At 38.0% G+C, this 26,561-nt stretch carries 25 protein-coding genes, 15 tRNA genes and 2 pseudogenes (1 of these 42 cut by a window edge); 10 read left to right on the top strand and 32 right to left on the bottom strand.

What is annotated here, in order from left to right; all coding sequences use genetic code 11:
* Positions 1 to 91: 91 nt before the first annotated feature.
* Positions 92 to 1,489, bottom strand: a complete 1,398-nt coding sequence (locus tag HZ311_RS13125) for a glycoside hydrolase family 1 protein (protein ID WP_023519448.1) — start codon at positions 1,487 to 1,489, stop codon at positions 92 to 94.
* A gap of 153 nt (positions 1,490 to 1,642) precedes the next feature.
* On the opposite strand from HZ311_RS13125, the gene celB reads away from it, so the two are divergent.
* The 4 genes from celB (at position 1,643) to HZ311_RS13105 (ending at position 5,792) form a co-directional block, all read left to right on the top strand.
* Positions 1,643 to 2,914, top strand: a complete 1,272-nt coding sequence (gene celB, locus HZ311_RS13120; RefSeq protein ID WP_010735815.1) for a PTS cellobiose transporter subunit IIC — start codon at positions 1,643 to 1,645, stop codon at positions 2,912 to 2,914.
* A 303-nt stretch (positions 2,915 to 3,217) separates the two neighbouring features.
* Positions 3,218 to 3,940 (top strand): GntR family transcriptional regulator, encoded by a 723-nt coding sequence (locus HZ311_RS13115; RefSeq protein ID WP_023519447.1) that lies wholly within the window; start codon positions 3,218 to 3,220, stop codon positions 3,938 to 3,940.
* Between the two features lie 251 nt (positions 3,941 to 4,191).
* Positions 4,192 to 5,169 carry a ring-cleaving dioxygenase gene (locus tag HZ311_RS13110; protein WP_023519446.1) on the top strand — a complete coding sequence of 326 codons (978 nt, stop codon included), beginning with the start codon at positions 4,192 to 4,194 and terminating at the stop codon, positions 5,167 to 5,169.
* Between the two features lie 20 nt (positions 5,170 to 5,189).
* Positions 5,190 to 5,792 carry an alpha/beta hydrolase gene (locus HZ311_RS13105; RefSeq protein ID WP_010735818.1) on the top strand — a complete coding sequence of 201 codons (603 nt, stop codon included), beginning with the start codon at positions 5,190 to 5,192 and terminating at the stop codon, positions 5,790 to 5,792.
* 207 nt (positions 5,793 to 5,999) lie between these two features.
* Here HZ311_RS13105 and HZ311_RS13100 read toward each other — a convergent pair whose 3' ends face one another.
* The 7 genes from HZ311_RS13100 to HZ311_RS13070 all read right to left on the bottom strand — a co-directional run bounded on the left by HZ311_RS13100 (position 6,000) and on the right by HZ311_RS13070 (position 9,843).
* Positions 6,000 to 6,263, bottom strand: a complete 264-nt coding sequence (locus HZ311_RS13100) for a hypothetical protein (RefSeq protein ID WP_010735819.1) — start codon at positions 6,261 to 6,263, stop codon at positions 6,000 to 6,002.
* Positions 6,264 to 6,635: 372 nt separating this feature from the next.
* Positions 6,636 to 6,941 carry a hypothetical protein gene (locus HZ311_RS13095; protein WP_023519445.1) on the bottom strand — a complete coding sequence of 102 codons (306 nt, stop codon included), beginning with the start codon at positions 6,939 to 6,941 and terminating at the stop codon, positions 6,636 to 6,638.
* Positions 6,942 to 6,950: 9 nt separating this feature from the next.
* Positions 6,951 to 8,198 (bottom strand): alpha/beta hydrolase family protein, encoded by a 1,248-nt coding sequence (locus HZ311_RS13090; RefSeq protein ID WP_175401327.1) that lies wholly within the window; start codon positions 8,196 to 8,198, stop codon positions 6,951 to 6,953.
* Positions 8,195 to 8,602: a hypothetical protein gene (locus HZ311_RS13085; protein WP_041684184.1), complete on the bottom strand. Its 408-nt coding sequence runs from the start codon at positions 8,600 to 8,602 to the stop codon at positions 8,195 to 8,197. The genes HZ311_RS13090 and HZ311_RS13085 overlap by 4 nt, the downstream gene beginning before the upstream one ends.
* A 272-nt stretch (positions 8,603 to 8,874) precedes the next feature.
* Positions 8,875 to 9,282, bottom strand: a complete 408-nt coding sequence (locus tag HZ311_RS13080) for a hypothetical protein (RefSeq protein ID WP_096081458.1) — start codon at positions 9,280 to 9,282, stop codon at positions 8,875 to 8,877.
* The gene (locus HZ311_RS13075; RefSeq protein ID WP_175401326.1) at positions 9,263 to 9,559 is read right to left on the bottom strand and encodes a hypothetical protein; all 297 of its coding nucleotides are present in this window, start codon (positions 9,557 to 9,559) and stop codon (positions 9,263 to 9,265) included. The genes HZ311_RS13080 and HZ311_RS13075 overlap by 20 nt, the downstream gene beginning before the upstream one ends.
* Positions 9,556 to 9,843 carry a hypothetical protein gene (locus tag HZ311_RS13070; protein ID WP_226076266.1) on the bottom strand — a complete coding sequence of 96 codons (288 nt, stop codon included), beginning with the start codon at positions 9,841 to 9,843 and terminating at the stop codon, positions 9,556 to 9,558. Before HZ311_RS13070 ends, HZ311_RS13075 begins: the two co-directional genes overlap by 4 nt.
* Positions 9,844 to 10,427: 584 nt before the next feature.
* On the opposite strand from HZ311_RS13070, the gene HZ311_RS15830 reads away from it, so the two are divergent.
* Genes HZ311_RS15830 through HZ311_RS15820 form a run of 3 tightly spaced genes read left to right on the top strand, consistent with a single transcriptional unit; the run spans position 10,428 to position 11,646 of the window.
* Entirely contained in the window at positions 10,428 to 10,724 is a 297-nt protein-coding gene (locus tag HZ311_RS15830; RefSeq protein WP_226076421.1) for a hypothetical protein, read from the top strand.
* Positions 10,664 to 11,353, top strand: coding sequence for an MFS transporter (locus tag HZ311_RS15825; RefSeq protein ID WP_226076415.1), 690 nt, complete (start codon positions 10,664 to 10,666; stop codon positions 11,351 to 11,353). Before HZ311_RS15830 ends, HZ311_RS15825 begins: the two co-directional genes overlap by 61 nt.
* A 32-nt stretch (positions 11,354 to 11,385) precedes the next feature.
* Positions 11,386 to 11,646 carry an MFS transporter gene (locus tag HZ311_RS15820; RefSeq protein WP_226076264.1) on the top strand — a complete coding sequence of 87 codons (261 nt, stop codon included), beginning with the start codon at positions 11,386 to 11,388 and terminating at the stop codon, positions 11,644 to 11,646.
* A 135-nt stretch (positions 11,647 to 11,781) separates the two neighbouring features.
* On the opposite strand, the gene HZ311_RS13060 is transcribed toward HZ311_RS15820, so the two are convergent.
* The 7 genes and pseudogenes from HZ311_RS13060 to HZ311_RS13030 all read right to left on the bottom strand — a co-directional run bounded on the left by HZ311_RS13060 (position 11,782) and on the right by HZ311_RS13030 (position 18,875).
* A complete protein-coding gene (locus HZ311_RS13060) occupies positions 11,782 to 12,450 on the bottom strand; it encodes a DUF624 domain-containing protein (RefSeq protein ID WP_062805430.1) in 669 nt (222 codons plus the stop codon).
* 12 nt (positions 12,451 to 12,462) lie between these two features.
* Positions 12,463 to 13,299, bottom strand: a complete 837-nt coding sequence (locus HZ311_RS13055; protein WP_137072150.1) for a carbohydrate ABC transporter permease — start codon at positions 13,297 to 13,299, stop codon at positions 12,463 to 12,465.
* Positions 13,300 to 13,312: 13 nt separating this feature from the next.
* A complete protein-coding gene (locus HZ311_RS13050) occupies positions 13,313 to 14,209 on the bottom strand; it encodes a carbohydrate ABC transporter permease (protein WP_023519438.1) in 897 nt (298 codons plus the stop codon).
* Positions 14,210 to 14,428: 219 nt separating this feature from the next.
* Positions 14,429 to 15,694, bottom strand: a complete 1,266-nt coding sequence (locus HZ311_RS13045; protein ID WP_178946741.1) for an ABC transporter substrate-binding protein — start codon at positions 15,692 to 15,694, stop codon at positions 14,429 to 14,431.
* Between the two features lie 35 nt (positions 15,695 to 15,729).
* Positions 15,730 to 16,862 (bottom strand): annotated as a pseudogene (locus HZ311_RS13040) (glycoside hydrolase family 88 protein).
* Positions 16,863 to 16,873: 11 nt separating this feature from the next.
* Positions 16,874 to 18,661, bottom strand: a complete 1,788-nt coding sequence (locus tag HZ311_RS13035; RefSeq protein WP_137072146.1) for a DUF2264 domain-containing protein — start codon at positions 18,659 to 18,661, stop codon at positions 16,874 to 16,876.
* Entirely contained in the window at positions 18,570 to 18,875 is a 306-nt protein-coding gene (locus HZ311_RS13030; RefSeq protein ID WP_023519435.1) for a hypothetical protein, read from the bottom strand. Before HZ311_RS13030 ends, HZ311_RS13035 begins: the two co-directional genes overlap by 92 nt.
* Before the next feature lie 331 nt (positions 18,876 to 19,206).
* Here HZ311_RS13030 and HZ311_RS13020 point away from each other — a divergent pair.
* Positions 19,207 to 20,263 (top strand): annotated as a pseudogene (locus tag HZ311_RS13020) (LacI family DNA-binding transcriptional regulator).
* Positions 20,264 to 20,444: 181 nt separating this feature from the next.
* Here HZ311_RS13020 and HZ311_RS13015 read toward each other — a convergent pair.
* Together HZ311_RS13015 and HZ311_RS13010 are read right to left on the bottom strand one after the other, a co-directional pair.
* Positions 20,445 to 22,118, bottom strand: coding sequence for a heparinase II/III family protein (locus HZ311_RS13015; RefSeq protein ID WP_023519433.1), 1,674 nt, complete (start codon positions 22,116 to 22,118; stop codon positions 20,445 to 20,447).
* A 3-nt stretch (positions 22,119 to 22,121) separates the two neighbouring features.
* The gene (locus HZ311_RS13010; protein WP_137072144.1) at positions 22,122 to 22,970 is read right to left on the bottom strand and encodes a hypothetical protein; all 849 of its coding nucleotides are present in this window, start codon (positions 22,968 to 22,970) and stop codon (positions 22,122 to 22,124) included.
* Positions 22,971 to 23,566: 596 nt separating this feature from the next.
* Here HZ311_RS13010 and HZ311_RS13005 point away from each other — a divergent pair.
* Positions 23,567 to 24,688 (top strand): helix-turn-helix domain-containing protein, encoded by a 1,122-nt coding sequence (locus HZ311_RS13005; RefSeq protein WP_232092492.1) that lies wholly within the window; start codon positions 23,567 to 23,569, stop codon positions 24,686 to 24,688.
* Entirely contained in the window at positions 24,681 to 24,998 is a 318-nt protein-coding gene (locus tag HZ311_RS15815) for a hypothetical protein (RefSeq protein ID WP_232092491.1), read from the top strand. Before HZ311_RS13005 ends, HZ311_RS15815 begins: the two co-directional genes overlap by 8 nt.
* A gap of 192 nt (positions 24,999 to 25,190) precedes the next feature.
* Here HZ311_RS15815 and HZ311_RS13000 read toward each other — a convergent pair.
* The 15 genes from HZ311_RS13000 to HZ311_RS12930 all read right to left on the bottom strand — a co-directional run.
* Positions 25,191 to 25,274, bottom strand: a tRNA-Leu gene (locus HZ311_RS13000).
* 17 nt (positions 25,275 to 25,291) lie between these two features.
* Positions 25,292 to 25,363: transfer RNA gene (locus tag HZ311_RS12995), tRNA-Gln, on the bottom strand.
* Positions 25,364 to 25,372: 9 nt separating this feature from the next.
* Positions 25,373 to 25,445: transfer RNA gene (locus HZ311_RS12990), tRNA-His, on the bottom strand.
* A 64-nt stretch (positions 25,446 to 25,509) separates the two neighbouring features.
* Positions 25,510 to 25,594 (bottom strand) — tRNA-Leu (locus tag HZ311_RS12985).
* 16 nt (positions 25,595 to 25,610) lie between these two features.
* Positions 25,611 to 25,681, bottom strand: a tRNA-Cys gene (locus HZ311_RS12980).
* Between the two features lie 38 nt (positions 25,682 to 25,719).
* Positions 25,720 to 25,791: transfer RNA gene (locus HZ311_RS12975), tRNA-Gln, on the bottom strand.
* Positions 25,792 to 25,801: 10 nt separating this feature from the next.
* Positions 25,802 to 25,874: transfer RNA gene (locus HZ311_RS12970), tRNA-His, on the bottom strand.
* Positions 25,875 to 25,876: 2 nt separating this feature from the next.
* Positions 25,877 to 25,950 (bottom strand) — tRNA-Trp (locus tag HZ311_RS12965).
* Between the two features lie 6 nt (positions 25,951 to 25,956).
* Positions 25,957 to 26,037 (bottom strand) — tRNA-Tyr (locus tag HZ311_RS12960).
* A gap of 1 nt (position 26,038) precedes the next feature.
* A tRNA-Phe gene (locus HZ311_RS12955) sits at positions 26,039 to 26,114 on the bottom strand.
* Between the two features lie 42 nt (positions 26,115 to 26,156).
* Positions 26,157 to 26,229, bottom strand: a tRNA-Asp gene (locus HZ311_RS12950).
* 9 nt (positions 26,230 to 26,238) lie between these two features.
* Positions 26,239 to 26,311, bottom strand: a tRNA-Val gene (locus HZ311_RS12945).
* A gap of 16 nt (positions 26,312 to 26,327) precedes the next feature.
* Positions 26,328 to 26,399, bottom strand: a tRNA-Glu gene (locus tag HZ311_RS12940).
* A gap of 16 nt (positions 26,400 to 26,415) precedes the next feature.
* A tRNA-Ser gene (locus tag HZ311_RS12935) sits at positions 26,416 to 26,504 on the bottom strand.
* 39 nt (positions 26,505 to 26,543) lie between these two features.
* Positions 26,544 to 26,561: transfer RNA gene (locus HZ311_RS12930), tRNA-Asn, on the bottom strand (it continues 56 nt past the right edge of the window).

Raw genomic sequence — 26,561 nt, 5'->3', positions numbered from 1 at the left:
CAGAAAATCTAATTTTTAGATTCACCACCTTATTTCAAAATAATTTATCCCATTCATTTAGTTATAAAATACTTGTTTTTTAAGCCATTAATTAAGCGTCAAAACCATTATTTGTTGCTACTTCTTTAAACCAGTGTCCTGATTTTTTGATCGTCCGTTTCCCATCTTGATCTAGATCGACTGCGATAAAGCCATAACGGTTTTTATACGCATTTGTCCATGACCAGTTATCCATACATGTCCACATATGATACCCTAAACAATTTGTTCCTTCTTGAATGGCTTGATGCACATATTTCAAATGATCTGTCACAAACTCGATACGATAATCATCTTCGATCATGCCTTGTTCATTTACGTAGCGCTCTTCCCCTTCGACACCCATGCCATTTTCAGAGATAAAGCATTTGATATTGCCATAATTTTCTCTCGTATTCGTCAAGATATCATAGATACCTTTCTCATAAATTTCCCAACCACGATAAGGATTCATTTTTTTATTCGGCATATCGTAGTTATCGAAATAATCATCTGGTAACGGCGCACGATCTTTGTCGATCGGTGTTTCTTTCGCTTTGATCCGTCGTGGTTGATAGTAATTGATTCCTAATAGATCCACTTTATTTTCTTGGATGATCGTCAAATCGCCTTCTTCCATAACAGGCATGATATCCAATTCTTTGACGATATCGATCAACTCTTGTGGAAATTCACCTTTTATTGCTGGATCAAGGAATGAGCGATTGAAAAAGGCGTCCGCAATCGCCGCAGCTTTCACATCGGCCGCATTATTTTCGTCACGTGGATAACTTGGAGTCAAATTCAGGATAATACCGATCTCCCCATCTTGTCCTGTTTCATGGTAGATCTGAATCGCCTTCGCACTTGCCAAGTTTTCGTGGAAACCCACTTGAACTGCTTCTTTGAAGTCCACATGATTTGGATAGTGGAACTGATAAAGATAGCCACCTTCTACAGGAACGATCGGCTCATTGTGCGTAAACCATTTCTTCACAAGATCTCCGAATAGCTCAAAACATGTTTTGGCATACTCAGCATAAGCATCAACAGTCTCTCTTGCTAACCAGCCACCTTTTTCTTGTAAAGGCATCGGCATATCAAAATGGAAGAGATTGACGAAGGGTTCAATACCATTTTCAATCAATTCTTCAAAATACGTACGATAGAAAGTGACTGCTTGCTCATTTACTTTCCCTGTACCATTAGGAAGCAAACGACTCCACTGGATCGATGTTCGGAACGTATTATGACCAGTAGCTTTCATCAATGCGACATCCTCTTTATACTTCGTGTAGACTTGAGAAGTCTTGCTTGGTCCTACTTGATTGAAAAACTTCTCAGGCTCCAAGTCGTACCAATGATCCCAAATATTTTCTCCTTTTCCATCTCCTGCTACACGTCCTTCTGTTTGTGGTCCACTAGCAGCTGAACCCCACCAAAAATTTTCTGGAAATACATAGTTTGTCATGTTTAGTCCCTCACTTATTTTTCTTTTGATAACGTAATCATACCAAACCTTAAAAATAAATCAATACTTTTTAAATAAATGACTAGACATTTAACTAAAATGAAGTTATACTCATTTTGTAATCGATTGCAAATTTAAATAGAGGTGAATAGAATGAACGGTTTTATGGATAAACTTGCTCAGAAAATCATGCCTTTAGCGAACCTACTAGGGCAAAATCGTTACTTGACAGTGTTACGGGATGCATTTATGTTGTCGTTTCCTTTAACAATGTTCGGATCGATTGTTGTCGTTTTCAATAACTTACCTTTCTTTAGTGATGCGACTAAAGGAACGTTGTCTAGCTTATTTGGAAATGGACAAAATGCAACAATGAGTATCATGTCTGTCTTTGTTACTTTTGGTATTGGCTATTATTTATCTAAATCATATGATGTAGAAGGTATTTTTGGAGGGGCTGTCTCATTCGCCAGCTTCTTGATCTTAACACCTTTCGTCATGACAACTGTTGGTGGCGAAGAAGTATCAGGTGTGTTGACTCTTGATCGCTTAGGTGCAAAAGGAATGTTCATCGGTATGATCGCAGCTTTCATCGCAGGTGAAATCTATTGCCGAATCACTAAACGTGGTTGGCAAATCAAAATGCCTGCAAGCGTACCACCAGCTGTGACGAAATCATTTGCTGCGTTGATCCCAGCAGTGGTTACTTTAACTGTCTTCTTGATCATCAATGCAGTGATGACTGGTGTCTTCCACGCAAACTTGCATGATGTGGTTTACGAAGTTATCCAAAAACCATTGACTGGTTTAGGAAGTAGTTTACCTGCAACTTTAATTGCTTTGTTCTTTGTACAATTCTTATGGTTCTTTGGTCTTCATGGTCAAATCATTGTCAACTCTGTGATGGACCCGATTTGGAACACACTAATGCTTGATAACTTAGAGGCATATCAAAATGGTCAAGAATTGCCACACATCATCACAAAACCATTTATGGAAACATTCACTGTCGGAATCGGTGGCTCAGGTATGACTTTAGCAGTTGTACTATTGATGGCCTTTGTTTTGAAGAAAAAACAATATCGTGATGTCGGTCGTTTAGCTCTTGCACCAGGAATCTTCAACGTGAATGAACCAGCAATTTTTGGTTTACCGATCGTATTGAACGCAACTATTTTGATTCCTTGGGTTGTCGCACCATTAGTTGTAACAACGTTCAACTACCTTGTAATGGCAGCAGGTATCGTACCAGCGCCAACTGGTGTCTCCGTTCCATGGACAGTGCCAATCATCGCGAGTGGTGTCTTAGCCACAAACTCATGGTTAGGTGGCTTACTCCAAGTGATCGATTTTGTGATCGTTGCAGTTATCTGGTATCCATTCTTGATGATCTTAGATAAACAACCTGATTTGGATGTTGTTTGATCCTATACTAAAGGAATGTAGTATTTGAAGTTGAAATAAACATATTCACGAACAATAATCAAAGAAGCATCCACGAAAATTTGCTCGTTGCATTTTCATGGGTGCTTCTTTAAGTTTTGAAACATACATAAATTGGTATTTTATTGATCGCAATGAGCAACTGTCCTCTATAAAACATCAGTCAGCTATTTCCTGTACCAAAATTAAAAAGTAAATTCTCTGATAAAGCTATCCGCGCTTCTCATGCTTTTATTGGTTGTCGGCGCTATGATCTTTCGTTATACTCAAAGTGAGGTGAAAAACGTGCCAAAATATGAAGAAATCGCAAATGTCCTAAGAGATCGAATTCGTTCAAAAAAATATCCACCAAATAGTTTTTTACCAAATCAGGTGGATCTAGTCGAAGAATTCAACGCTAGTCGAATGACGATCAAAAAAGCCATCAACATCTTAGCCATGGAAGGACTCGTTTATTCCCAAAGAGGGTCTGGAACTAAGATTTTAAGCCATCCTTATTTAAACAAAGATACTTCTCCAGCTAATGAATACGAAGGATTAAGTTTACAAATGAAACGCCGACAACGCTCGCTGACAAGTCAGATCATTCAATTCGATGTTGAGTTTCCTAATGCTTTTATTCAAGAACGCTTGATGATCGATGCGGAACAGCCTGTGTATAATATTCATCGCCTACGTATCTTAGATGATGAACCGTATATTCTAGAACATACTTTTATGCCAGTTCAACTTGTTCCAGGATTAAAGAAAGAGCATCTCCTATCATCGATCTATGATTATTTGCACAAAGAACTCAATGTCCATTTTGCCGGAGCCTATCGCGCGATCTCAGCAGATAAAAGCTCTGCATTTGATCAACAATATTTGAATTGTGCAGAGACCGATCCAGTTCTTGAAGTCCAGCAAGTAGTCTATCTAAAAGATGGTCAACCCATCGAGTATTCCTCAAGCCGCAATCGCTTTGATGTCCGCAATTATTCACTGTTGGATGTCCGTGGAAATCAATAAGCATTCTGACTTTTCCTATCGTCATTTCATCTAAGCAACGTCTACGATCTTACTATCGTGAGCGTTGCTTTTTTATATCGTCTTAGCTGACTACACCTCTTCCTCTCATTAAATCGAGTGAACAATATTCCAGAAGCAACCTCTCTTTCAACTAGCAAGACATATTTATTGCAAAATTTTTGGTGACGCCCTATACTAACTTTAATAACATTCACTTACTTTTTGTAAGTTAAAAGAAAAGAGGATAAATTATGGATACAACAATCAGAGGCGTCCACCATGTGACAGCAATGACATCTAGCGCAACAAAAATCTATCGCTTCTTTACAGACATTTTAGGCATGCGTTTGATCAAAAAGACAGTGAATCAAGATGATATTGAAACTTACCACTTATATTTCACCGACGAACATGGCTCTGCCGGTACAGATATGACCTTTTTTGATTTTCCCAACCAGCCAAAAGGAACGAAAGGAACGGATACGATCGCACGTACGTCTTTTCGTGTCCCTTCCGATACAGCATTAGAGTATTGGTTGGCTCGCTTTGAAAAATACCAAATCACTCATTCTGAGATCAAAGAACGTTTTGGTAAGAAATATCTTGAATTTGAAGATTTCGATGAACAAGCGTATCAATTGATTTCGGATGAAAAAAATAGCGGCGTTCCTGCGGGTGTTCCTTGGAAAAACAGTAGTATACCGACAGACGTGGCAATCACTGGACTTGGTCCGGTCATCGTACGTGTGAGTGATCTTGAGCCGATCCGAACAGTATTGCTGGCCTTACTCGGTTTTAAAGAAACCGAACAAGTGGATGATTTTTATTTGTTTGAAGTTAGTGCTGGTGGAAACGGCGCTAGTATCATCGTCGAACATCGTGCCGATCTACCCAAGGCCATCGAAGGGTACGGCAATGTCCATCACCTCGCTTTACGTGTCGCTGATCATGAAGCACTACAGTTTTGGATCAATAAAATTAGTCAAACGTCCCTACCTAGCTCTGGATTTGTTGATCGCTTTTACTTTGAATCTGAGTATTTCTTAGCTTCTACTCATGTCTTATTTGAATTAGCCACCGATGGCCCTGGATTCTTTGGAGATGAACCCGCTGAAACAGCTGGAGAGATCCTTGCTTTGCCACCATTATTAGAAGCAAAAAGAAAAGAAATCGAAGCGTATGTTCGACCTTTTGACACGCGTGATGCAAACCAAAAACGGGTAGATTAACGACGACAGGAGTGAGTCATTTGAAGTATCTTTATAGACAAGGAAAAGCAACACAAAAAAAATTGATTCTACTTCATGGAACTGGCGGCGACGAACACTCACTTTTGGAAATTGCAGAGTTTCTTGCACCTGAAAGTACGCTTTTATCCTTTAGGGGGAATATCAACGAGCAAGGCTTGAATCGTTTTTTCAAAAGAAACGGCTTGAACCAATTCGACTATGACAGTTTAGCTGAAGAATCTACAAAACTATATAATAAAATCAAGGAAATCAGTCACTTACAGGATATCCCATTAACTGATTGGATCGTTGTCGGTTTTTCAAACGGGGCAAATATTGCCGCTCATATCATGTTGGCTCAACAGACAGAACTAAAAAAAGGGCTCTTCTTTCACCCGATGTCCTTAGATGACTATCAGGAAAAATCAGAACTCCCTGACACTTCTGTCTGGTTATCCTTTGGCGAAGGAGATCCAATCGTTTCTAATACTTCATTTAGTCATTTAGTTCGCGAATTTGATTCACGAGGCGCCAAAGTAACAACACAAATCACAGATCAAGGACATCAATTGACAATGGATGAGTTGACCCATGCCAAGCAATGGCTTGATACTTTAGACTAATGCATAGCGTGTTTTTTGAAACGAAATCCATCATCCAACATCGAAAAAGAACTTGGGAAAACAAATCGTTTTCTCAAGTTCTTTTTTACATTTTAACTCCACTTGTTGGACGAGGTAGCTTGCAGTTCGGATAAATCAATTATAAAAAGAAACACAGAGTGAACAGCCCGCCAAACTAACACTTATTATTCTCATGATAACACTGATTTATTCAAACACTTTCAATTCTTTTTCTTGTTCATCGAATACTTCTATTACCTTTTTGGCAAATCCTCCTTTTAAAGAATTTTCTAACTGATCACGACTACTAGAAAATGAATTTTCCGCTTCCTTTACCGCATCCTTATGGGTTTTATCCGTCGTTTTCTTTTCTGCCGCTAAATTTCCCTGCATGGCAATTCCCACAGTTTGGACATTCCATCGCTCTAAAGTTTTTCTTAATTCATTTAACAAATCTTCTAATTCATCCATGACTTCCCGTTGCCAAAAATCTATAATTAGTTCCTCAAGATAAAGTTATCTAACATCTAATTTATAGAGATTATATATTTTGACAAACTAGTTTCCTCCTTATCTACCTCTTATTTTTGAGAGACTTTACGCTATAACCAACGAAAGCGCTCCTCAATCATTCTTAAATTCCTCTTTTGATTGATACATTTTTATAGACTAATCTATATGAGACAATTGCCAAATATAGAAAATTCGAATTTCAAAACTCCACTTTCATTGAGTAAAGCAGAATGAACTTTTAGTATAATTTCTCCTCAACCACAAGCTACGCATTATTGATCCATTTAAAATGACATGTGGGTATGTTTTTATGTAATTATTGCTCTTTTATCACTGATTTAACTTTCGATAAGCCGCTTGATACTCTCGTTCTAAATCATCAAATCGTTGATGTAACTGACGTCGTTCTGAATTTAATGCTGTCTTATATTGCTCTTCTGCAATTTGATATTGTTTCCTTGCTCTCATCAATGGTTCGTTATCACGGGCTAAACCATTTAGACTTCGCCTTAACAGTTGTTCAGATTGTTCAACTACTTCTTCTCCTTTTCGGTTGAAATATCGCAACAAGTCTTCCTCTTCTTCTAGTTTGATTCGTTTTCTCTGATAGTCTGCTTGCAACTCTTCAATCGTCATTTTCTTCCCTCATCCCTTTAGTTGATTGGCTAATTCTTGATCTCGTGCGACTAAATCATCGATTTTATTTTTGATTTCTTTCGCCAATTCGTCATAGCGTTCGCCTTTTCGTCTGGCTTTTTGGATTCTTTGTTGACACTTTTCCTTTGGCGTCATTACGTGTGTTTCCCATGTCACGCCAACAGATGCCAATGTTTCTTTTACTTCCCAAGCAGTCAAAGAAGGTGCAGCATGTTCCGCTCTTCGTAGCTCTTCTGCCCAATTCATTTCGATTCGTTCAATACTACTCTGATTGATTCGAATGACTTTTTCCATTGCACTTTTAGTCTTTCGTCCCATTGTTTCTACAACTACCTTTGTTTGACTATGATTTAAATAAATTCGCTCATTCGCTGATAAATGTCCTCCACTCGCAGTAAACTTCTCACGCCATTTTTTCAACGTTCCCAAATGACTTGAGAAATCACTCATTGCTTTATGTTTTTCCTGTTGTATACTTGCTTTCGTATTATAGTCGTTCTCTGGAATGATCAGATTTCCGTATTTATCAAACCTCCAAATATCTAAACCATGATAATCAAACGGATTCATTAACCCCATTTCCATGCTTATTTTTATTTCTGCGCCTGTTCCATCTCCCATGAGATTGCCAAGCAATTCATCCCCACGATTACGATAATTCGTCAACATCCCCGGATTTTCCTTTATCCATTTTTTGGATTCTGGAGATAATAGTTCGTAAGGATCTGGTCCATTGAACCCAACATTTTTCCATTGGTTTTCAGCTGCGACATACAAGGCTAGATACTGTCCTAATGAATGTCCAGTTGTAGAAATTTCGGCATCTTTATACTCATTCTTTACCTCTTTCGCAAACTCAGTAGCTGACGTCAATTGCCCTGAAACACGTGCTTGACTAGGTGTCATAGAAAAACCCGGACTAACTGTTTTATCAAAAAAACCACCAATCGTTCGTATATCTGTTTCTATATCCTTAAAATCTGATGTATTTGTTCCTGCATAAGAAATCACTACTTGGGAAGTATCAACGTTCCCTTTTTCATCCAGCGGAGCAACTGCCATAGCTTGCATGCCATCTGTTTTAGAGTTTTCTTTAAGTTTTAGTATTTTGAATGTAGTCCCGCTAAATTTCCGTATTTCTCCTTCTTTTAAAGTAGGATCATAGTAAAGATGGTTAGGGTCTATTCTATACACTACTTCATTTAATTTGTTATAATTTTTATCTGTAATTTTCATACATAGTCCACCTTACCGTTTGAATGAATTATTTTGACTTTATTTTTTGTAATTCCTTCAATCTGTACACTGCTATTTTCTATTCCGTAATCCCCCATTTTTCGGCTATGCTTTCCAAATCCATACGAAAAATAAACTGATTGGTCTTTGATATTCTTCATAGTAACAAGCATTCTATATGAACCTGTCATATTGTTATAAGCTGTATCCTCAATTTTCACTTCTACAATATCCGCAAATGTATTTTTCAAAGCTTGGACCGATTCTTTTTCTGCGATTAATAATTCTTGTGCTTTTCTTTCTTCTCTCTTATCCATATATACTTTCCCTCCAATTACGATTATTACCAAACTGATTATTACTGTGATACCTATTAACAGTTGTTTATTCATTCGTTTTTTCATTTTCTATATCCTTAATATCTGATGTATTTGTTCCTGCATAAGAAATCACTAATTGGGAAGTATCAACGTTCCCTTTTTCATCCAACGAAGCGACTGCCATAGCTTGCATGCCATCTGTTTTAGAGTTTTCTTTGAGTTTTAGTATTTTGAATTTATAACCTTCAACAACTTTTATAGAACCTTCTTTATATGTTGAATCATATTTCTTTTTATCATTCGGATCTATCCAATAAACTCTATCATTAAAATTTTATATTGTTCATCTGTATTGCTCAAAGTATTTCCTCCTCTCCATTTGTATAAATTATTTTGATTTTTTCATTAGTTATCCCTACTTTTTGAACCTCTTCATTTTCTAATCCATAATCCCCTATATCATCATTTTCTTTCCAAAAACCATATGAAAAATAAACTGATTGTCCTTTGGTGTTTTTCATTGTTACAAACAATCCATAAGAACCCGTCATATCATTTTTAGCAGAACGTTCAAATTTAACCTCTGCAATATCCGCAAATGTATTTTTTAATACTTGGACCGATTGCTTCTCGACTGCTAACAATTCTTGCGCTTTTCGTTCTTCTCTCTTATCCATATATACTTTCCCTCCAATTACAATTATTACTAAACTAAGCATTACTGTGATACTTATTAACAGTTGTTTATTCGTTCGTTTTTTCATTTTCTATATCCTTAATATCTGATGTATTTGTTCCTGCATAAGAAATCACTAATTGGTAAGTATCAACGTTCCCTTTTTCGTCCAACGGAGCAACTGCCACAGCTTGCATGCCATCTGTTTTAGAGTTTTCTTTGAGTTTTAGTATTTTGAATTCGGTACCATTAAAATCGCGAATAGCTCCTTCTTTTAAGCTAGAATCATATTTCTTTTTATTGTTAGGATCTGTCCAATAAACGACATCACTATAAGTTTGATAATCTTGGTCTGTAATTGTCAAATCTCTTCTTCCTCCCCACTAGTATAAATCACCCTTATTTTATTTTTAGTAATACCTTTTATTTGTATTGCTCTATCCTCGACACCAAGTTCCCCTAACTTATTAGATTCTTTCCAAAATCCATACGAAAAATAAACTGATTGTCCTTTGGTGTTTTTCATTGTTACAAACAATCCATAAGAACCCGTCATATCATTTTTAGCAGAACGTTCAAATTTAACCTCTGCAATATCCGCAAATGTATTTTTTAATACTTGGACCGATTGTTTCTCTACTGCTAACAATTCTTACGCTTTTCTTTCTTCCCTGTTATCCATGTATACTTTCCCGCCGATTCCAATCATTACCAAACTGATCAGCACTGCCATACCTATTACAAGTTGTTTGTTTGTTCGGTTTCTCATCTATCCCTCTTTTCCTTTCAAAAATAAAGTTTCGCTTCTCTATTTAATAGATACGTCAAAGACAATCAAAAAACGAAAAACTGAGAAACATCCTCTAAACAATTTATCAGCTACTTCTCCATCAAAATAAATCGTTATTTAATAGTTGCTCATTTTTGGAAAATCCAAAATCAATGCGGTTGATTCATCTTTATATTTAAGGATTAAATTTCACTACTATCTCTTAGATCAATTTATTACGCAACTCATCCTATCATTTTTACATTGTTATTTATTACATTCCTAATAAAAGATCTTTTTAGTATCATAATCGTATGCATAAATACTTCCCTCCTATTTGTTCTTTACAAATTTTTTTAGATATGATAAATTCGTGACAGCAATTAGGACACATTCTCCGAAAAACCCTTTTGGGCATATAAATTGTTAAACACATGATTTATATCAAAAGGGAGAGAATACAAATGTCAAAAATTATTTATGATGAAAAGAATTGGAAAACGAACATAGCATACTTACTAACATCGCAAGCCATCTCAATGATCGGAACGATGTTGGTACAGTATGCTATTATTTGGCATGTCACATTATCAACCCAATCAGGAACGATGGTTGGTTTGATGAACGCTATTGGCATCTTACCAATGGTGCTGGTCATGCTTTTGCAGGAGCACTTGCTGATCATTACGACCGAAAAAAAATCGCTATTTTATCTGATAGCTGCGTTGCACTTGCTTCTTTGTTCATGGCGATTTTATTGATGATAAACAAAGAAATGGAGCATAATCTTTTCTTATTATTGGGACTGATATTCATTCGCTCTGTAGGTCAAGGATTTCAAACGCCTGCTGTCTCTTCGCTCATTCCACAAATTGCCAAAGAAAAGCACTTAGTACGGATCAACGGTATTGATCAAACGATCCAAGCTGTGATGATGCTTGCAAGTCCTGCATTAGCAGCAACATTACTGACAGTTTTACCTTTAGAGATGATATTGATGATCGACTTTGTGACAGCGGTTATCGGTGTGACTATGCTGTTTTTTCGAGTAACAGTTTCTCCAATGAAATCTCAAGAAACAAATAAAATAAACATGTTATCCGAAATAAACTCAGGTATCAAATACCTCCGTACTCATAAAATCCTGCTCGCACTGATCCTTGTTGGTTTTATGGGCAGTATATTTTCTACACCTGCTGCAAATTTAGCGCCTTTACAAATCACTCGTAATTTTCATGACGGACTATGGCAGCTATCAGCCATTGAGATTGGTTTTGCTGCTGGGATGTTAGTTGGAGGATCTGTGATGAGTACTTGGGGAGGTTTCAAAAATAAAATCAAAACGATTGCTTTAGGCTATTCATTATTGATCCTTCCTTTTTTATATTAGGTATCACATCAAGTTTTTGGTTGTATTTCGTCATGATGGTAGCAATTGGTTTTATTGTGCCCATCTCACGAACTGCTATGGTTTCATTCTTTCAAGCAAAAACGGATAACGCATATATGGGGCGTGTTATGAGCTTAGTAACGATGGCGATCAGTAGTGCTTCTCCAGCTACGATGTTGATCCTAGGTCCATTAGCAGATATGCTTTCAATCGATTGGATCATGATAGCAAGTGGGCTTATGCTGATACCACTTGTCCTATGGCTATTGGTCGGAAAAAGCTTTCGATTTTAGGATCTATTGACCTTTTTTCGAAATCTTCCAGCCACCGATAAATGAATACTATTTGAAATGATTAGCCCCCAAAAGTTAGATTTTTTGGTCTAACCTTTGGGGGCCTATTCGTTTTCATTTTTTATGTGTTAACAGCTACTTATTTTGATTTAGATAGCGATACGTCTGCTTGCAGTTCAAATAAATCAAACCTAAAAATAAGCAGGGTGTGACCAAGAAACCAAATTGGGGCTTAACGACCATCACGACCAACAAAAGAAACACCAACACAGTATTCAATAAACTAATGTACCATTTTCTCACTACATAATAGAAAGAGACATGGTAGATTTTTCGTATGGAGATTTCTGGATTTTTCACTTGGAGATAAAAATTATTGATCATCAGATTAATGGCCAAGATAATGAATATAAAAAAGAAAGGAATGAGCCATTTTCCGATTGGTTGGTCCATGAAAAACAGGATATCGACAAAAGAAATCACGATTACAAGATATCCTGGACCACCTAAGTACATACTTTTTTTCCATAACGAGCGATACAATTGAAAAAAAGTTTTGACTGGTACTTCATTTTCTTGGATTCCCTCGACAAACCAGGCAAAAGTTGTCATGGTGGCAGGTAAGAAAAAAAACAGACTTCCTAAGAAAAAGAGGCTATTCCTGATATCGATTGCAGTAGTTACTACGACTAAAAAAAATGGGAGATTCACAAGTAATAAGCATAAATTACCCGCCAGAAAACTATATGCTAAACGAAACAGCTTCATGTAAACATTCGTTTCAAATGTTTGCTTTTTAAACATAGCCTTTCCTTTCTATCCTTTGACCCCAGAAGAAGCAATACCTTCAACAAAATATTTTTGCATGGCTAAAAAGACGATCGCAACTGGTAAAACAGACAACACAGACGCTGCCATGATCAAGGCATATTCCGTATCATACAATCCGACGAACATTTTTAATCCTAATTGGATCGTTTTATTTTCTGTAGATGACAGATAAATAAAAGGTCCCATGTAGTCATTCCATGTATTGACAAAAGTGATGATCATCAAACTAGCCAAAGCTGGTTTAGTCAATGGTAAGATGATCCTGCGATAGATGCCCCATTCGGATAATCCATCGATTCTTGCACTTTCGCAAAGTGAATCGGGAATACTACTATAGTATTGTTTCAATAAAAATACGCCAAACGCACTAAATGCTTGTAACAAAATCAAAGAAAGTAACGTATCAGATAATCCTAATTGCCGCATCATGATAAATTGTGGGATCATATAGGATTGCCATGGAACAGCGATCGTACCAATATATGCAAGAAAAAGGAGGTTTCTTCCTTTAAAGTGCATTTTGGAAAATCCATAAGCAGCAAAGCTTGATGTAAATAACTGGATCAGCGTAATCACGATACTTAAAATAGCTGTATTTTTGAAAAAGGTCAATAATGGAATGCGTGTCCAAATGACCGAATAGTTTTCTGGATGCCAGGTTTTAGGTATCCATTGGATTGGAACCGAAAAGACATCATTGTTTGCTTTGAATGACGCAGAGATCATCCAGATAAAAGGGATCAAAGTGAGCAGTGAAAAAATTAGAAGTAACGTAAATACTAAAATTTTATGAAATGATTTTTTTTCTGATCGATTATTCATCCGTTTTCCTCCTTTACACTTTCTCTCGGATCTGATTCCATTTAAACTGGATGACTGTAATCACAAGGACGATGACAAACAAGACCATAGCAATCGCTGAAGCATAGCCGAAATTGAATTTTACGAACGCTTCACTATAAACTTGATAAACTAACACATTGGTCGCACGCCCCGGTCCTCCATCAGTCATCACTTGAACAAGGTCAAAAATCTTGAAGCAGTTGATAACCAACATGATCGTCACAAAAAAGGTTGTTGGGCGCAATGCAGGCACGGTGATGTGGATGAATTGTTTCCATTTATTCGCACCATCCATTGCAGCTGCTTCGTACAATTCTTTCGAGATCCCTTGTAAGCCAGCTAAGTATAAAATCATGTAGTACCCCATTCCTCGCCAGACACTAACGATAATGATCGCTGTCAATGCCCAATCTGAACTAGACAACCAACCAGGGGGATTTTCGATAACCACACGTAAAAACTGGTTAATCGGTCCCATAGTAGGATGGAACAACATACTCCACACCACTGCGATTGCCACTAATGATGTGACATACGGAAAGAAAAAAGCTGTCCGAAAAAATTTGACTCCTTTGATTTTCTGATTCAATAAAATGGCCAAGCCCAATGAACATACCAATGTCAACGGAACCACACCGATCGTATACAAAAAGGTGTTTTTAAGAGAGAGCCAAAATGTATCATCCGATAACATGCGAGTGAAATTTTGCAGACCAACAAATTCGGGTGTACTAAAGGAATCCCATTTCATAAAGGCTAAAATCAATGAAAAAACAACAGGTACTAAAGTAAAAATCAAAAATCCAATAAAATTTGGCGCAATAAATGACCAAGCAATCAATGTATTTTTACGTTTTAGTTTACGTGAAGCTGACTTCGTTACTTCCATAGCTTGATGTTAAAAGAACCAATTGGTTCTTTTAACGCTCCCCCTTTCATTAAAGGCAATAACATGTATTCCTGTTAGCTATACACTGAAGGCGCAGAGAAAGCTCCTTCAGCATATAGTTGACAAGATAGCGGAGGAAAATCATTTATCCCCCTTATTTATTTGATATGAAAATGAAAGAAATCTTACACCTTCAAGACAAAATTGCCACACACCTTTTTATTCACTTTCTTGTTTTACTCGTTTTTCCATATTACCAATTGCTTCTTTTGGTGTTTCGTCTCCTACTAAAATCAGTTCATGTTCTTCTTGTAAAATCTTATCGATAGCTGGTCCGTTTTCATCCACTGGAAACTCAATAGCGATTTTCTCCGGCTTGAAAGCTGTTTGTGAGACTTCGTCATTTGGCATTCCGTTGTGGCTAAAGTACAACTCATTGATCGCATCTGTTCGATAAGAAGGTACTACACCTACTTCTGCTAATACTTTAGCTCCCGCTTCACCCGAACAAAAATCAAGGAATTTTTGCGCTAGTTCTTGTTCTTTCGAGTTCTTATTGATTGCAAAGGCTGTTGGTGACCCAAATGTTTGGATTTCCTTTCCTTTTTCATTTTGTGGCATTTGAGAAATCCCCCACTCCACATCTGTTGTTCCAGCATCGATATTAGTCAACAAAGCGCCCATGTACCAAGAGCCCATATACATCATGCCTGCCTTGGAGTTTTCAAATTGAGATTGATAGGTCACATTCGTCGACTTGGCCGTACCAAAATCCATCTGTGCTTGGTCTTCTTGCATCCGCAATACACGGTCATAGTACTCACCTAAAAATCCATAATCTGGCTCCACCAGATTTTTATTATTTTGCGCAGCAGCAATCGCTTGAACAGTCGAACGCCACGTATGTTGGTATGCACCATATACTTGCTCTTCTGATTTTGAAAGTTCTTTCGCTAATTCTTCGTATTCTTCCCAAGTCAAATTATCTGGATAAGGCAATCCTGCCTCATCAAATAAATTTTTATTATAATAAAGCACCCAAAAGTCTGTACGATACGGTTGCGCATAGGTTTTTCCATCAATATCATACATCTCGTAGCTTTCCATTGCAGGATCTGTGTCTAAATCTTTGATGTGTGAAGATAGATCGACTAATTGATCTCTTAATGCATAGTTTGAATAAGACAAGAGATTTTTCATCGTCAACACGTCTGTCGAATCTCCGCTAGCTAACATCGTGGTCAATTTCGTATCATAATCATCTGAAGCAATATCTACTGGTTTCACTGTTACCCCAGGATTTTCCTTTTCAAATGCCCGAAAAAGTTTGTCAAATTCTGGCGTAGTATCATAATTCCATGTACTGACTGTCAACACTGTTCCGTCCGTTTGATCTTGTGCTTGGTTTTCATTTCCGCAGGCCCCCAACCATAGCCCTCCACTAACAAGTAATCCAGTAACTAAACTTTTTTTCCAAAACTTCATATTCCAATTCCCTCCATTTCTTTCATCTTAGTTTTTTACCAGTAACTGTACCAAACTTTTTTCAGTCTTATCATGGCTTCTACATAGTAGTAATCCCCCAGATCATGCACTCCTTCACTCCTTTATTTGATTTTTTGTCATAGACTCCTTCAAGTAACAAGCCGTTCGATTGTGGCGAATCCACACTTGTATAATCAGTTGATAACGTTTTCATAATTGTGATAGCAACAGTCTGATAATATTCTTTTTTCGGATCGCTTAATGGCAGTTGCTTCGCCAGTTCCAATAAACCACACACCGCGATTGCCGCAGCGGAAGTGTCTCTTTCTTCACCACTGCCATCATGAAATACTAAATCCCAATAACAGATAGTGTCTTCTGGTAAGCAGTCGATGAAATAGTTAGCCAGTTTTTTGGCTGTTTCTAAAAACGTGTAATCACCTGTATGATTATAACTCAGTGTAAAGCCATAGATTCCCCATGCTTGCCCACGCGCCCAACAAGAATCATCTGAAAACCCTTGTTGTGTCTTACCACCGATTGCTTTGCCAGTTTTCGGATCAAAATAATACGTATGATATGTCGTAAAATTATCACGAACGATGTAACGTTGTGTTTGTTTGGCATGGGCATAGGCAGCTTCTTTATAACTGCTCTCTCCCGTCATATTAGATGCAAAATACAGAAGCGGTAAGTTCATCAGACAATCGATGATCATACGCCCACGTTGGTGCTCATCCTTTAAATCTCCCCAAGCTTGAATGATCTGTGTATTAACGTCATAACGCTTCATCAGCCGATCCGCTGCTTGAATTGCTAATTCTTTTGAAGATTCCCGTCGGTTCACTTGATAATCAGCTACTGCTGAGAGTGTGTACAAAAAACCGATATCGTGCGTTTCAAGCGCAATGTCATTTTCAAGGCGTTGACGAAAAGATGCCAATTGTTTTTCGATCGTTGCATCAACCGCTTGGTCATTCGTCAGTTCTTTTACTAGGAAGAGCATCCCTATCCAAAAACTAGCTGTCCAATCCGTGTTTTCCTCTGGAACGTAGACAAGGTCTACGCTCGCAGCAGGTGGTACGGTATCTTGAAAAAGTGTCAGATTTTTTTTGACTTTATTAGTTACAAAATCAATTTCATGTGTCAACCAATCAAATTGTGTCATTCCTACCTCCATTATCTAATCGTTAGTTCGATCGTTTGATTCTTTTGTTGGATCAGTAATTTTTGTCCTTTTTGCTCAATAACTGGCTGGATCACTGTTTCACCAGGTAAAGTCCCTGAAACAAGGGATACAAGCAAGTGTTTGCCTGAGGAGATCTCAGCTGAGACAAAAGGTATCATCGTACGTGGGTAAAAGAGATTCGTATTTGGTTCCGTTCGCACAACATCCGCTTTTTCATACCCGATGATGCCCTCGATCTTTGAGATTCCGATACTTGTTTTTGCTTCGATACTTAACGTGTCTGCTTTTGGCAAAGTCTGTTCGAGAGGGACACTAAAACCTCCGTCATAAGCATGTATAGAATCTGTTGTTTCAATTTCATGAACTCTGACATGACAGTTTTCCAGTGGAACGATCGTGGAATGAATTTTGACGTCTTCCCACGGAGACCACTCATGGATGATACGATCAGGTAGAACAGAAAAATCTAGGTCTAACCCTTTCGGACGGAAATAATGACCATCTTTTGCCAAAGCTAACGTACTGTCGTAAGCACCTTCGTAATACCAATAATCAGATTTTGGGACACTGAAACCGAAGCGTGTCGAATAGACGAATTTACTATATTTGGCATGTGGGAAGCTTTGCTGATTGACAAACTGCCCAGCTGGGAAAGCTTGAAGATGCGTCAATGACTGATTGTATTGGTAAAAATTTTTACTTTCCGGCAATGCTAGCGTCTTTTCTTCAATTTGTAGTGGACATATTTCTGCTTGCCAATACGGATGATCATCAGGTACAGCCAATAAGAGAAAACTCTTCATTGCCCAATAAGGAGAACCCGGTCCGTTATACCCTTCTCCAAACACTAGATTTTGATAATGATATCCAACAGTTAGAAGCCCATCTGTCGAGAAAATCTCTTTATCCATCCAGTTTTCTAAATGACGACTAAGCAACCCTTTGATCTCACCCCAAGGGAGTGCTTCCACATCCGCGAACACCAAGGCACTGAAAAAGCTCGCTTGGGCAAAGCGGTATGTCAAGCTACGACCAAAAGGTAATGCTTCGCCATTAGCATCAAACCAATATTTAAATGTTTGAGCAAAAAGAACGGCCCGCTCTTTGATCCGTTTTGTGCGGACTGGATCTTCCTCTGCCATAAAATGGGCATATACTAAGCTGTAATAATGGATCGCAAATGAGACGTAGTAATCATATTGCGTATCTGCCCCGTCAAAATACCAACCATTGTCATTGTAAAAATGCTCGATCACTTCAAAATCTTGATCGATTTGTTGCTGTGAATAGGATTTGCCACATTTTTTCAATGCGATATTCACCAAGATACGGAAAAAATACCAATTATTTTTAGGTATTTTACGCGAATTGACTGTGAATAACCATTCTGCCAAGTTCGTCTGTTCCATCGAAGTTAAACGTCCCCAGATTTTTTCAGGATTCAAAAGCAACGTCGTACTTATTGAAGCCATCTCGACAATCAACTGGTCATAGTCTGTTACTGTCCCCCAATACTCATCACTCTGTGGATCAGTCCCTGCAATGATTCCTTTCAGATAATCAGATGCTAATTCAGCATCATCTTCGTCGACCAGATAAGGACCAAATCCCCAGAGTGGTCGTAAAAATGCTTCAACTTCTCTTGTTGCCTCTGAATAGACGGTGCCATGTGTTCCTAGTTTTAATTTACCCGGTTGATTTTTGTAATAAGGACGTAACGGTGCCATTAACTGGCGAAAATTTTCTTGCCATTGTTTTTTTGTACGAAATTGTTGCATGTATATTCTCCCTTTCAATTAAAAATCCTTTGATAAACCCATAATATTCTCCGTAAACGATCACTTCATCGCCCACATTGATTGATGCTGCTTGTTCATTGAATACTTGGTAATCACTGGAACCACTTCTCAGAATAAAGCGATCGCCTTTTTCTATTTGTTCTTTACCATCTGATCGTATAATTTTTCCTTCGATTTTTACCCACTGATGCAATGGAACCTTTGCTGACTGATATTCTTTTTCAGTAAAAACATGCGCCTTTTGCTGGATTTCTTCTTTGATTTGATTTTCAAAAGCCTTCTCTTGTTGTCGGCTATTTGTTTGACATCCTGTACAAAAACTAACGATAAAAATGAATTGTAATCCGAAGAGAAATCGTTTGATTTGGCTCCCCTCCTAATGAAATCGTTTTCTTTTACTAAATTTTACCTAAAATTAGTAAAAAATCAACATTTTTTAGGTAAAAAAACAAACATTTTTACTTGCCTTTTTACTGAAATTACCTATACTATAATTAATAAAGTCTATTATCCGGAGGTAGCTTATGGCGACGATCACCGACATCGCAAAGGAAGCAGGCGTATCGATTTCTACTGTTTCACGCGTTTTAAATTATGATGATACACTCTCAGCAACAGAAGAAACCAAACGTAAAGTTTTCGAAATTGCAGAAAAGCTGAACTACACTAAATATAAAAAGAAGGCAAAAAAAAATGGCAATTCCCACTCAGCAAATGGACTGTTGAAAAAAAAAAGGTGTCCTTGGTTTGATTACTTGGCGCACGAGTGACGAAGAACTAGAAGATATTTATTACATGTCCATTCGTTTAGCTGCCGAAAAACGTGCAGTAGAACTTGGCTATCACGTCATTAACTTTTCCCAAAACGAACAACATCAAATCCAAGCAGTCGATGGCATCTTAGCAATCGGTAAATTCACGCAAGAAAAAATTGATGAATTAAATACTACTGCGCCAAATCTATGCGTCGTCGGATCAAATTTTCCTTTTCACGATTATGACTGTGTCAATACTGATTTTGGTCAAGCCACTGAAGTCGCACTTACTCATCTCTTAGATTTAGGACATAAAAAGATTGCCTATATCGGTGCAGAAGAAAGTGCCAATCTCTACGGGTATCGAACCTACAAAACACCAACGACTAATACGTATATCGATATGATGAAACATCATCAGCTATTCGACGAAAAATATTTTTTCGTAAAAGAAAATAGTTCTCTTGACGTCAAAACGAGTGAATCACTGACAGAAAAAGCCTTAGTACAATGGCAAGACGATCTACCGACTGCCATTTTAGCCGCAAATGATGCTTTTGCTATCGGTATCATCCATACATTGAATGCTCATCAGATCCAAGTACCTAAACAGATCAGCGTGATGGGTATCAATGATTTATCAATTTCTCGCTACATCACGCCACCCCTTTCAACGGTCAGAGCTTATACAGAGGAAATGGGCGAAACAGGCATCAATCTTTTACACGAACGTATCCACTCCCCTGGTATTGCGAAACGAATCCTATTAGATACAGAATTAATCGTCCGTGGCTCAACTACCCCACCAAATAAAAAGAACTCATGATTGATAGATGAACTTCCGATAAATAAGCTAGAAAACCCGAATTTTTAAAACTTTGGGGTTTTCTAGCTTATTTACGAAGGAATTGCTTCTGAAACACCATTTATTCAGTTGCGAGGATGTGTGTGTCACTACCTCATTCCATTAAACAAGTCCCACGCTTACCGCTGATAACCACGTGCCCTCATTTACTTTTGATCGCAATCTCGATCTGGATTGTTTCTTCTTTCAGCAACTGATAAGTCGCTTGGATCAGCGTAGCTTCATTTTTTTGGCCATAGTGATCGTAATAACTTTCTTTGATCAACTGCACAGGTTTTGAAAAATACATCTCACACTTTTCTTTTTCTCCTGTGATACATACCGTTTTCCCTATAACTTCCACTGGATTCGTCGTTATAAAATTTTCAATAACTAACTGATTTTCTTTTTCGAATGTAAATGCATCACTCAAAACAAGTTGTCGTTTCGAACGATCCACTTCTATTGTCCGATCCATCTGGCGTAGTCCTATCTGCGAAGGATACGTGGAAGCCAATTCTGTCTTGAAGACTCCACCAGTTCTCGTTGATTGAAAACTCGTATGTTCTGCCGCAACAGCTCCAGGTAATTGGTAACTGTTCGCAACGATAGGAATACTATGCCCAAGTGCGCTGTTCACTAAGAAAAGATAACGTGTTTTTTCATCAAAGTAATCTTTTGTATATTCTCCCGCTCCAAGATCGGTAAGAAATAAGTCTTCTCTCGTACCAAATACGAAATGACCAATATCTATATGATTATGGCTTTCATCATTTCGTCCTCCCTTTGCTGCAAACACCAAATTTTCTTTCGAAGATTGAAGAACGCCCCATGCTACATCCTCAAAATAATGAAGGACTTCTTTTTGATTATTCACAATATGTCTTTTTGACCAGAGTAAATTACGTAATAAAGGGGCAAAACGATAACAATGATCAAAATCTAAGTCATTGATTCTCACAACTTCAGGAATTGCGACATGGAACCTTTCCTGACAGAAACTCAATAATCCACTTGGTAAGTCCGCTGGGTGGTAGTCGGAAAACGGTATAGCCTCTGTTTCAGCGAGCATCACATCATTAGGGAAAGCCGCGATCTTTTTCACTTTATCACCCAACAGATAGCGGTCATCATCATAAACTTGTTGGTATTTTTCTGCAAAATAAATATAATAACCAAATCCATATGCCCAATAGCTGACGCCTTCCTCACATGCGCCATCCATCCCAAAACTTCGTAAATAAGAGGCCATACAACGATCTACTTTCCTCAATATCTCCGCTTGTGATTTACCGCCTTTTTCTTGTATATCCAAGGCAGCCATACCAATCGAACCACCTACAACCGCACTCCAATTGTTCTCAAATGATTCAAACGGCCATGTGTTTGTTACAAAAGGAACGAAGAGTCGTCGATCGATTTCCGACCGGATTCGAAACGTCAATAGTTCAGATAATTCTTTCTCAAACAACTTGACTATCTCTGCTAACATTTGTCCTGTCTCAGCTGCAAATAAATCGATCCATGTCGGGGAATCCACACGAAAGTGATTCGCTTCAATTGGTAAATGAGCTGGTAAACTCCAACTATACTCATTGCAGATCCCCCACAAAACTTGTTCTAACCCTTCAACTACTTCGGCTTCTTTTTTTTGCAATAAGGACAACACCAAGACAGTAGCATGTTTACGTCTTGCAAAGTACGCCTTCTCAAAAACCAATCGCTCTCCAGTCATCAAAAACTCTCTATACCCCGAGACTGGCAACTCAGGAACTACTTTATTCGTAAGATACTCTTTTTTGGCTTCTGACAGTTGCTTCAAAAAGTATTTTTTCATTGCTTATCCTTTCATCGGCTGATCATTCATGCCCCACAATTCAATTTGCGTCAATGCAGGAAACGGCGATGGGTCATTCGCTTGAATAAGATCACAAAAGCGAATAGTTTTGGTCTTTCTTGCACTAAATGAAAAATATTGTGGTTGAGCTGTTTTTTCGGTCGCAAACGTTTCACTAGTTCCATCGTCAAACTGAATCGTCACATTCGTCCAGTAACTATCATGTGGAAAGTCTGCTCGCCATGTAAAACCAACTTTATCCAATTGGACCTCTCGACCAAAACCAATCGTCAAAGCTGCATCAGCTTGCTGATTGATGCCCCAAGATTGAAATGGGTATGAACCATGAGAATGATTCGCGTATACGCCATCAATCGCATTACATGCAAAGAAAGTGGCATCATTTCTCGTTTCCACATTTGCACTCGCATGTGGATACGCACCAGTTTCTTCTTTTTGATCATGCGGATTCAACGCTAAATTACGATACATCTTCACTTCCTCTTCAGAAGCACAACGAACACTTAGATAATGTCGTCCCCCAGAAAAACGAGTCTCCGGTCTGGCTTTGATACGATTGGAATGAAATGATACTTCATAGGTCCATTTATTTCCCGGTAGATAGATCAGTGAACTTTCTAAAGTTTCATCTAGTTTGACCCATAGGTACCTCCCAGACTCATCCATTTCGACAGCAATTTGATCTCCTTCTTGGTACTCAAATTTTCTCATAGACAAATGCACAAAATTTTCTGCTGTCACAACCAAATCTTTTTCTATTTCTTCTTCTCCTTGAAAACTTTTTCTTGGAACTCTTTCTTTATCATAAATCGCTAATGTTAACTTCGTCATTTCACTACCCCCTAGTGATCATTTTTATCTATTATAACGTGACTGGCAAGAAAAGAAAACGATTTATTTTACTAAATATTTAGTAATTTAATTTTCGTTATTTAGTTAGAAATACTATTTCCATTTCTAATAAATTCAGATTCAAACTTGTTACTACTGCTAAAAATCATTGTTACCAACTGAATATCTCACTACATATTTATATCCATAAAATAAGTTTTTATTTAAAATAAAATTAGATTAAGTAAATAAATAACCTTGTATCTCTAACTAAAATTACACAAAATCAATTATATTCATTATTAAATTTAAGAAAAATGAGATTCAGCATAACGTTTTATCTATTTAAAATAATATTTCATCTAATTCACAAATGAAATTCACCGCTTAAAAATAAGTTTTATCAAAGATAATGCCAAAAAAAGTCGGGTAAATCATCGCTCATCGGAAATAGTTAAATAAAAATGTGAAAATAATGATAAAAAAATTGATTAAATTTTAAATAACTAATACACTATTAGTAATAACTATATTTTCATCTTCTAAAGTGTACTTATTATCAAATTCTACATTTGTCTTAAAGAAAGGTTTCTCTCATGAATAATTTACCTATGACATTACAATTAGATAATCAATTCAAACGACAGTATAACTTACTACAGTTTATACGTACGCACCAAAGTAAGAATTTAACCCTTAGTGATCTATCACAAAAATTAGGAATTTCAAAACCAACTTTACGAAAAGATATCGATATTATCAATCATTCCTTACCTACGATTGATTTTCAGATTACTTACAATGAACAAGGATTCTTACAAATAGACCCTCAAGAAATCTCTGTCGATTCAGTCATTACTATACTAGCTAAAGATACAACCATTTATCGTATGATGGATCTATTGCTTCATAACAAAACGTATAGTACAGAACAATTATCGGACTACTTGATGATCTCTCGTAGTTCAATTTTCAATATCATTCGTCATATGAATGAAGTACTGAAAGAGTATCGCATATCGAAAGCAACCGGTCCGCTCACTTTTATTGGCAAAGAAGAAGATATTCGTTTTTTACTCTTTTCTTTTTATTCAAGCTTTGGTGATAGTCAGATCATCGATTCTGATAGCAATCACCATGCGCATTCAATTATCGCTCATGGTCGAAAAAGTGGGATAACTTTTCTACATTTTAGCCATTTTCGTTTTTCGCTTTGGTTATCGATTGCTAAAGTTAGAGGGCAGTCTAAAAATTTTTGTCACTTTAACAATAGCACCGTTGCTTTAGTCAAAAAAAATCGAGGCAATCAGCTGATTGAACATCTGATTGCCTCCTACTATTCTTCACTCTTCAAGCTAACGATTCCTGAATCAGAATCGCTATGGCTGTATCTTGTTTTTTTACATTGTGTCTCTTATTCAAATTGGCAAGGATTAGATGAAGAACGAACCTACGCCTTTCGTTGTCAAGAAGGTGCAGTGGTGGTCGATGCAGTCCAACGTTTTTTATTACAGGTTTTTCCAAAACAGATGCTGGATAATGGTGCTTTAGATAAAATCGAAGCCTTCTTGATCAATACGAGATTACTCTCAAAGATGAGCCCTTCATATGAAATGACCTCTGTTGCTTTGATTGATTTAATGAAAAAAAAAATACCCAGAGCTTTTTCACCTTTGGCTTCAGCATTTAGAGCGATTAAAAGTCCATCCGATGTTTGAGTTCACACATCTTGATCATTTAGCTGCTAGCCTGACCACGTTCCATGCAACGATTTTAAGGATCAACTCACAACAACCTCTGAGGGTCATCGTAGCACTACAAAGTTGTCCCTCGATGGACGATTATATTATTCAAGAAGCAGAATTACTCTTCTTGCGACAAATCTCAGTCAAATTTTTGATTGAACAACCAGTGACAAAAAAAGAAATCAATGATCATCAAGCCAACCTGATCATCTGCAACTATGATCTACATGTAAACGAAGATTTCCCGTGTCCGATTCACCGTTTGCCTAATATTCCTACATAAGAGGATTGGACGCTTCTAATGGATAGAATCACTCATTTAAATTCAGCCACTTCCACAACAAACTATATAGGCTATTTTTAATCACTTAGATATTTTTCCTGGCGTATATTATCCGTTCGTATATATGTCTCAATGCCGATAACGTCAAACAAAGAAAAAAGCACCAACGTATAGACTACATTAGTGCCAAAATACCGGCGGCCGGGGTCGAACCGGCACGATCGTGAGATCACTGGATTTTGAGTCCAGCGCGTCTGCCAATTCCGCCACGCCGGCAAATAAATAGATAAAAACTGGGGTAGCTGGATTCGAACCAACGCATGAGGGAGTCAAAGTCCCTTGCCTTACCGCTTGGCTATACCCCAATAATAAAGGGCGAATGATGGGAATCGAACCCACGAGTGTCGGAGCCACAATCCGATGCGTTAACCACTTCGCCACATCCGCCATAATAAAATAATTTGTTATTTAATTTCCGAATAAAAAACTAAGATGTGGTCATCTTAGTTAATACCGGCGGCCGGGGTCGAACCGGCACGCCCTCAACGGGCACTGGATTTTGAGTCCAGCGCGTCTGCCAATTCCGCCACGCCGGCAATGTAATTAGTACTAAGGCGGTAACCGGATTTGAACCGGTGATGAAGGTTTTGCAGACCTCTGCCTTACCACTTGGCTATACCGCCATTATACTATTTTAAGCTATAAATTAATATTTATAGGACTGGGGTAGCTGGATTCGAACCAACGCATGAGGGAGTCAAAGTCCCTTGCCTTACCGCTTGGCTATACCCCAATGAAAAAAAGGCGAATGATGGGAATCGAACCCACGAATGTCGGAGCCACAATCCGATGCGTTAACCACTTCGCCACATCCGCCATGGCAGGGGCAGCAGGAATTGAACCCACACTAACGGTTTTGGAGACCGCTGTTCTACCTTTAAACTATGCCCCTATAAAATGGAGGAGAGTGGATTCGAACCACTGAACCCTAAGGAACGGATTTACAGTCCGTCGCGTTTAGCCACTTCGCTACTCCTCCATGGTGGCGCGGGACAGAATCGAACTGCCGACACACGGAGCTTCAATCCGTTGCTCTACCAACTGAGCTACCGCGCCATAAAGAATAAATTATTTATTTTTTTAATTGAATAGAAATGACGGTCCCGACGGGAATCGAACCCGCGATCTCCTGCGTGACAGGCAGGCATGTTAACCCCTACACCACGGAACCAAATCATTATGGAGGTTAACGGGATCGAACCGCTGACCCTCTGCTTGTAAGGCAGATGCTCTCCCAGCTGAGCTAAACCTCCAATGTATCCAATTAAATGACCCGTACGGGATTCGAACCCGTGTTACCGCCGTGAAAGGGCGGTGTCTTAACCGCTTGACCAACGGGCCAGTAAAACATCAATTACGGAGAGTAAGGGATTCGAACCCTTGAGACAGTTTGCACCATCTACATGATTTCCAATCATGCTCCTTCGGCCTCTCGGACAACTCTCCAGAGTGAAAGAAGCTCATTACTCTTCTCATAAATGAGAACTCCGGCAGTAGGACTCG

Origin of the sequence: Enterococcus mundtii (assembly GCF_013394305.1) — a bacterium.
GTDB lineage: Bacteria > Bacillota > Bacilli > Lactobacillales > Enterococcaceae > Enterococcus_B > Enterococcus_B pernyi.
Note: the sequence above shows the minus strand (reverse complement) of the source record. Positions and strands in the feature narration are given on the sequence as shown.

Bases quoted from the DNA above. Each gene is read 5' to 3' on its own strand.
- HZ311_RS13060 (WP_062805430.1), bottom strand. From the start codon at position 12,450: ATGTTTAAAAAGCAAACATTTGAAACGAATGTTTACATGAAGCTGTTT.
- HZ311_RS13095 (WP_023519445.1), bottom strand. From the start codon at position 6,941: ATGACGATTGAAGAGTTGCAAGCAGACTATCAGAGAAAACGAATCAAA.
- HZ311_RS15820 (WP_226076264.1), top strand. From the start codon at position 11,386: ATGATGGTAGCAATTGGTTTTATTGTGCCCATCTCACGAACTGCTATG.
- HZ311_RS13035 (WP_137072146.1), bottom strand. From the start codon at position 18,661: ATGCAACAATTTCGTACAAAAAAACAATGGCAAGAAAATTTTCGCCAG.
- HZ311_RS13015 (WP_023519433.1), bottom strand. From the start codon at position 22,118: ATGAAAAAATACTTTTTGAAGCAACTGTCAGAAGCCAAAAAAGAGTAT.
- HZ311_RS13090 (WP_175401327.1), bottom strand. From the start codon at position 8,198: ATGAAAATTACAGATAAAAATTATAACAAATTAAATGAAGTAGTGTAT.
- HZ311_RS15830 (WP_226076421.1), top strand. From the start codon at position 10,428: ATGTCAAAAATTATTTATGATGAAAAGAATTGGAAAACGAACATAGCA.
- HZ311_RS13045 (WP_178946741.1), bottom strand. From the start codon at position 15,694: ATGAAGTTTTGGAAAAAAAGTTTAGTTACTGGATTACTTGTTAGTGGA.
- HZ311_RS13110 (WP_023519446.1), top strand. From the start codon at position 4,192: ATGGATACAACAATCAGAGGCGTCCACCATGTGACAGCAATGACATCT.
- HZ311_RS13080 (WP_096081458.1), bottom strand. From the start codon at position 9,282: ATGAAAAAACGAACGAATAAACAACTGTTAATAAGTATCACAGTAATG.
- HZ311_RS13010 (WP_137072144.1), bottom strand. From the start codon at position 22,970: ATGACGAAGTTAACATTAGCGATTTATGATAAAGAAAGAGTTCCAAGA.
- HZ311_RS13100 (WP_010735819.1), bottom strand. From the start codon at position 6,263: ATGGATGAATTAGAAGATTTGTTAAATGAATTAAGAAAAACTTTAGAG.
- HZ311_RS13005 (WP_232092492.1), top strand. From the start codon at position 23,567: ATGAATAATTTACCTATGACATTACAATTAGATAATCAATTCAAACGA.
- HZ311_RS13050 (WP_023519438.1), bottom strand. From the start codon at position 14,209: ATGGAAGTAACGAAGTCAGCTTCACGTAAACTAAAACGTAAAAATACA.
- HZ311_RS13055 (WP_137072150.1), bottom strand. From the start codon at position 13,299: ATGAATAATCGATCAGAAAAAAAATCATTTCATAAAATTTTAGTATTT.
- HZ311_RS15815 (WP_232092491.1), top strand. From the start codon at position 24,681: ATGTTTGAGTTCACACATCTTGATCATTTAGCTGCTAGCCTGACCACG.
- HZ311_RS13125 (WP_023519448.1), bottom strand. From the start codon at position 1,489: ATGACAAACTATGTATTTCCAGAAAATTTTTGGTGGGGTTCAGCTGCT.
- HZ311_RS13085 (WP_041684184.1), bottom strand. From the start codon at position 8,602: ATGAAAAAACGAATGAATAAACAACTGTTAATAGGTATCACAGTAATA.
- celB (WP_010735815.1), top strand. From the start codon at position 1,643: ATGAACGGTTTTATGGATAAACTTGCTCAGAAAATCATGCCTTTAGCG.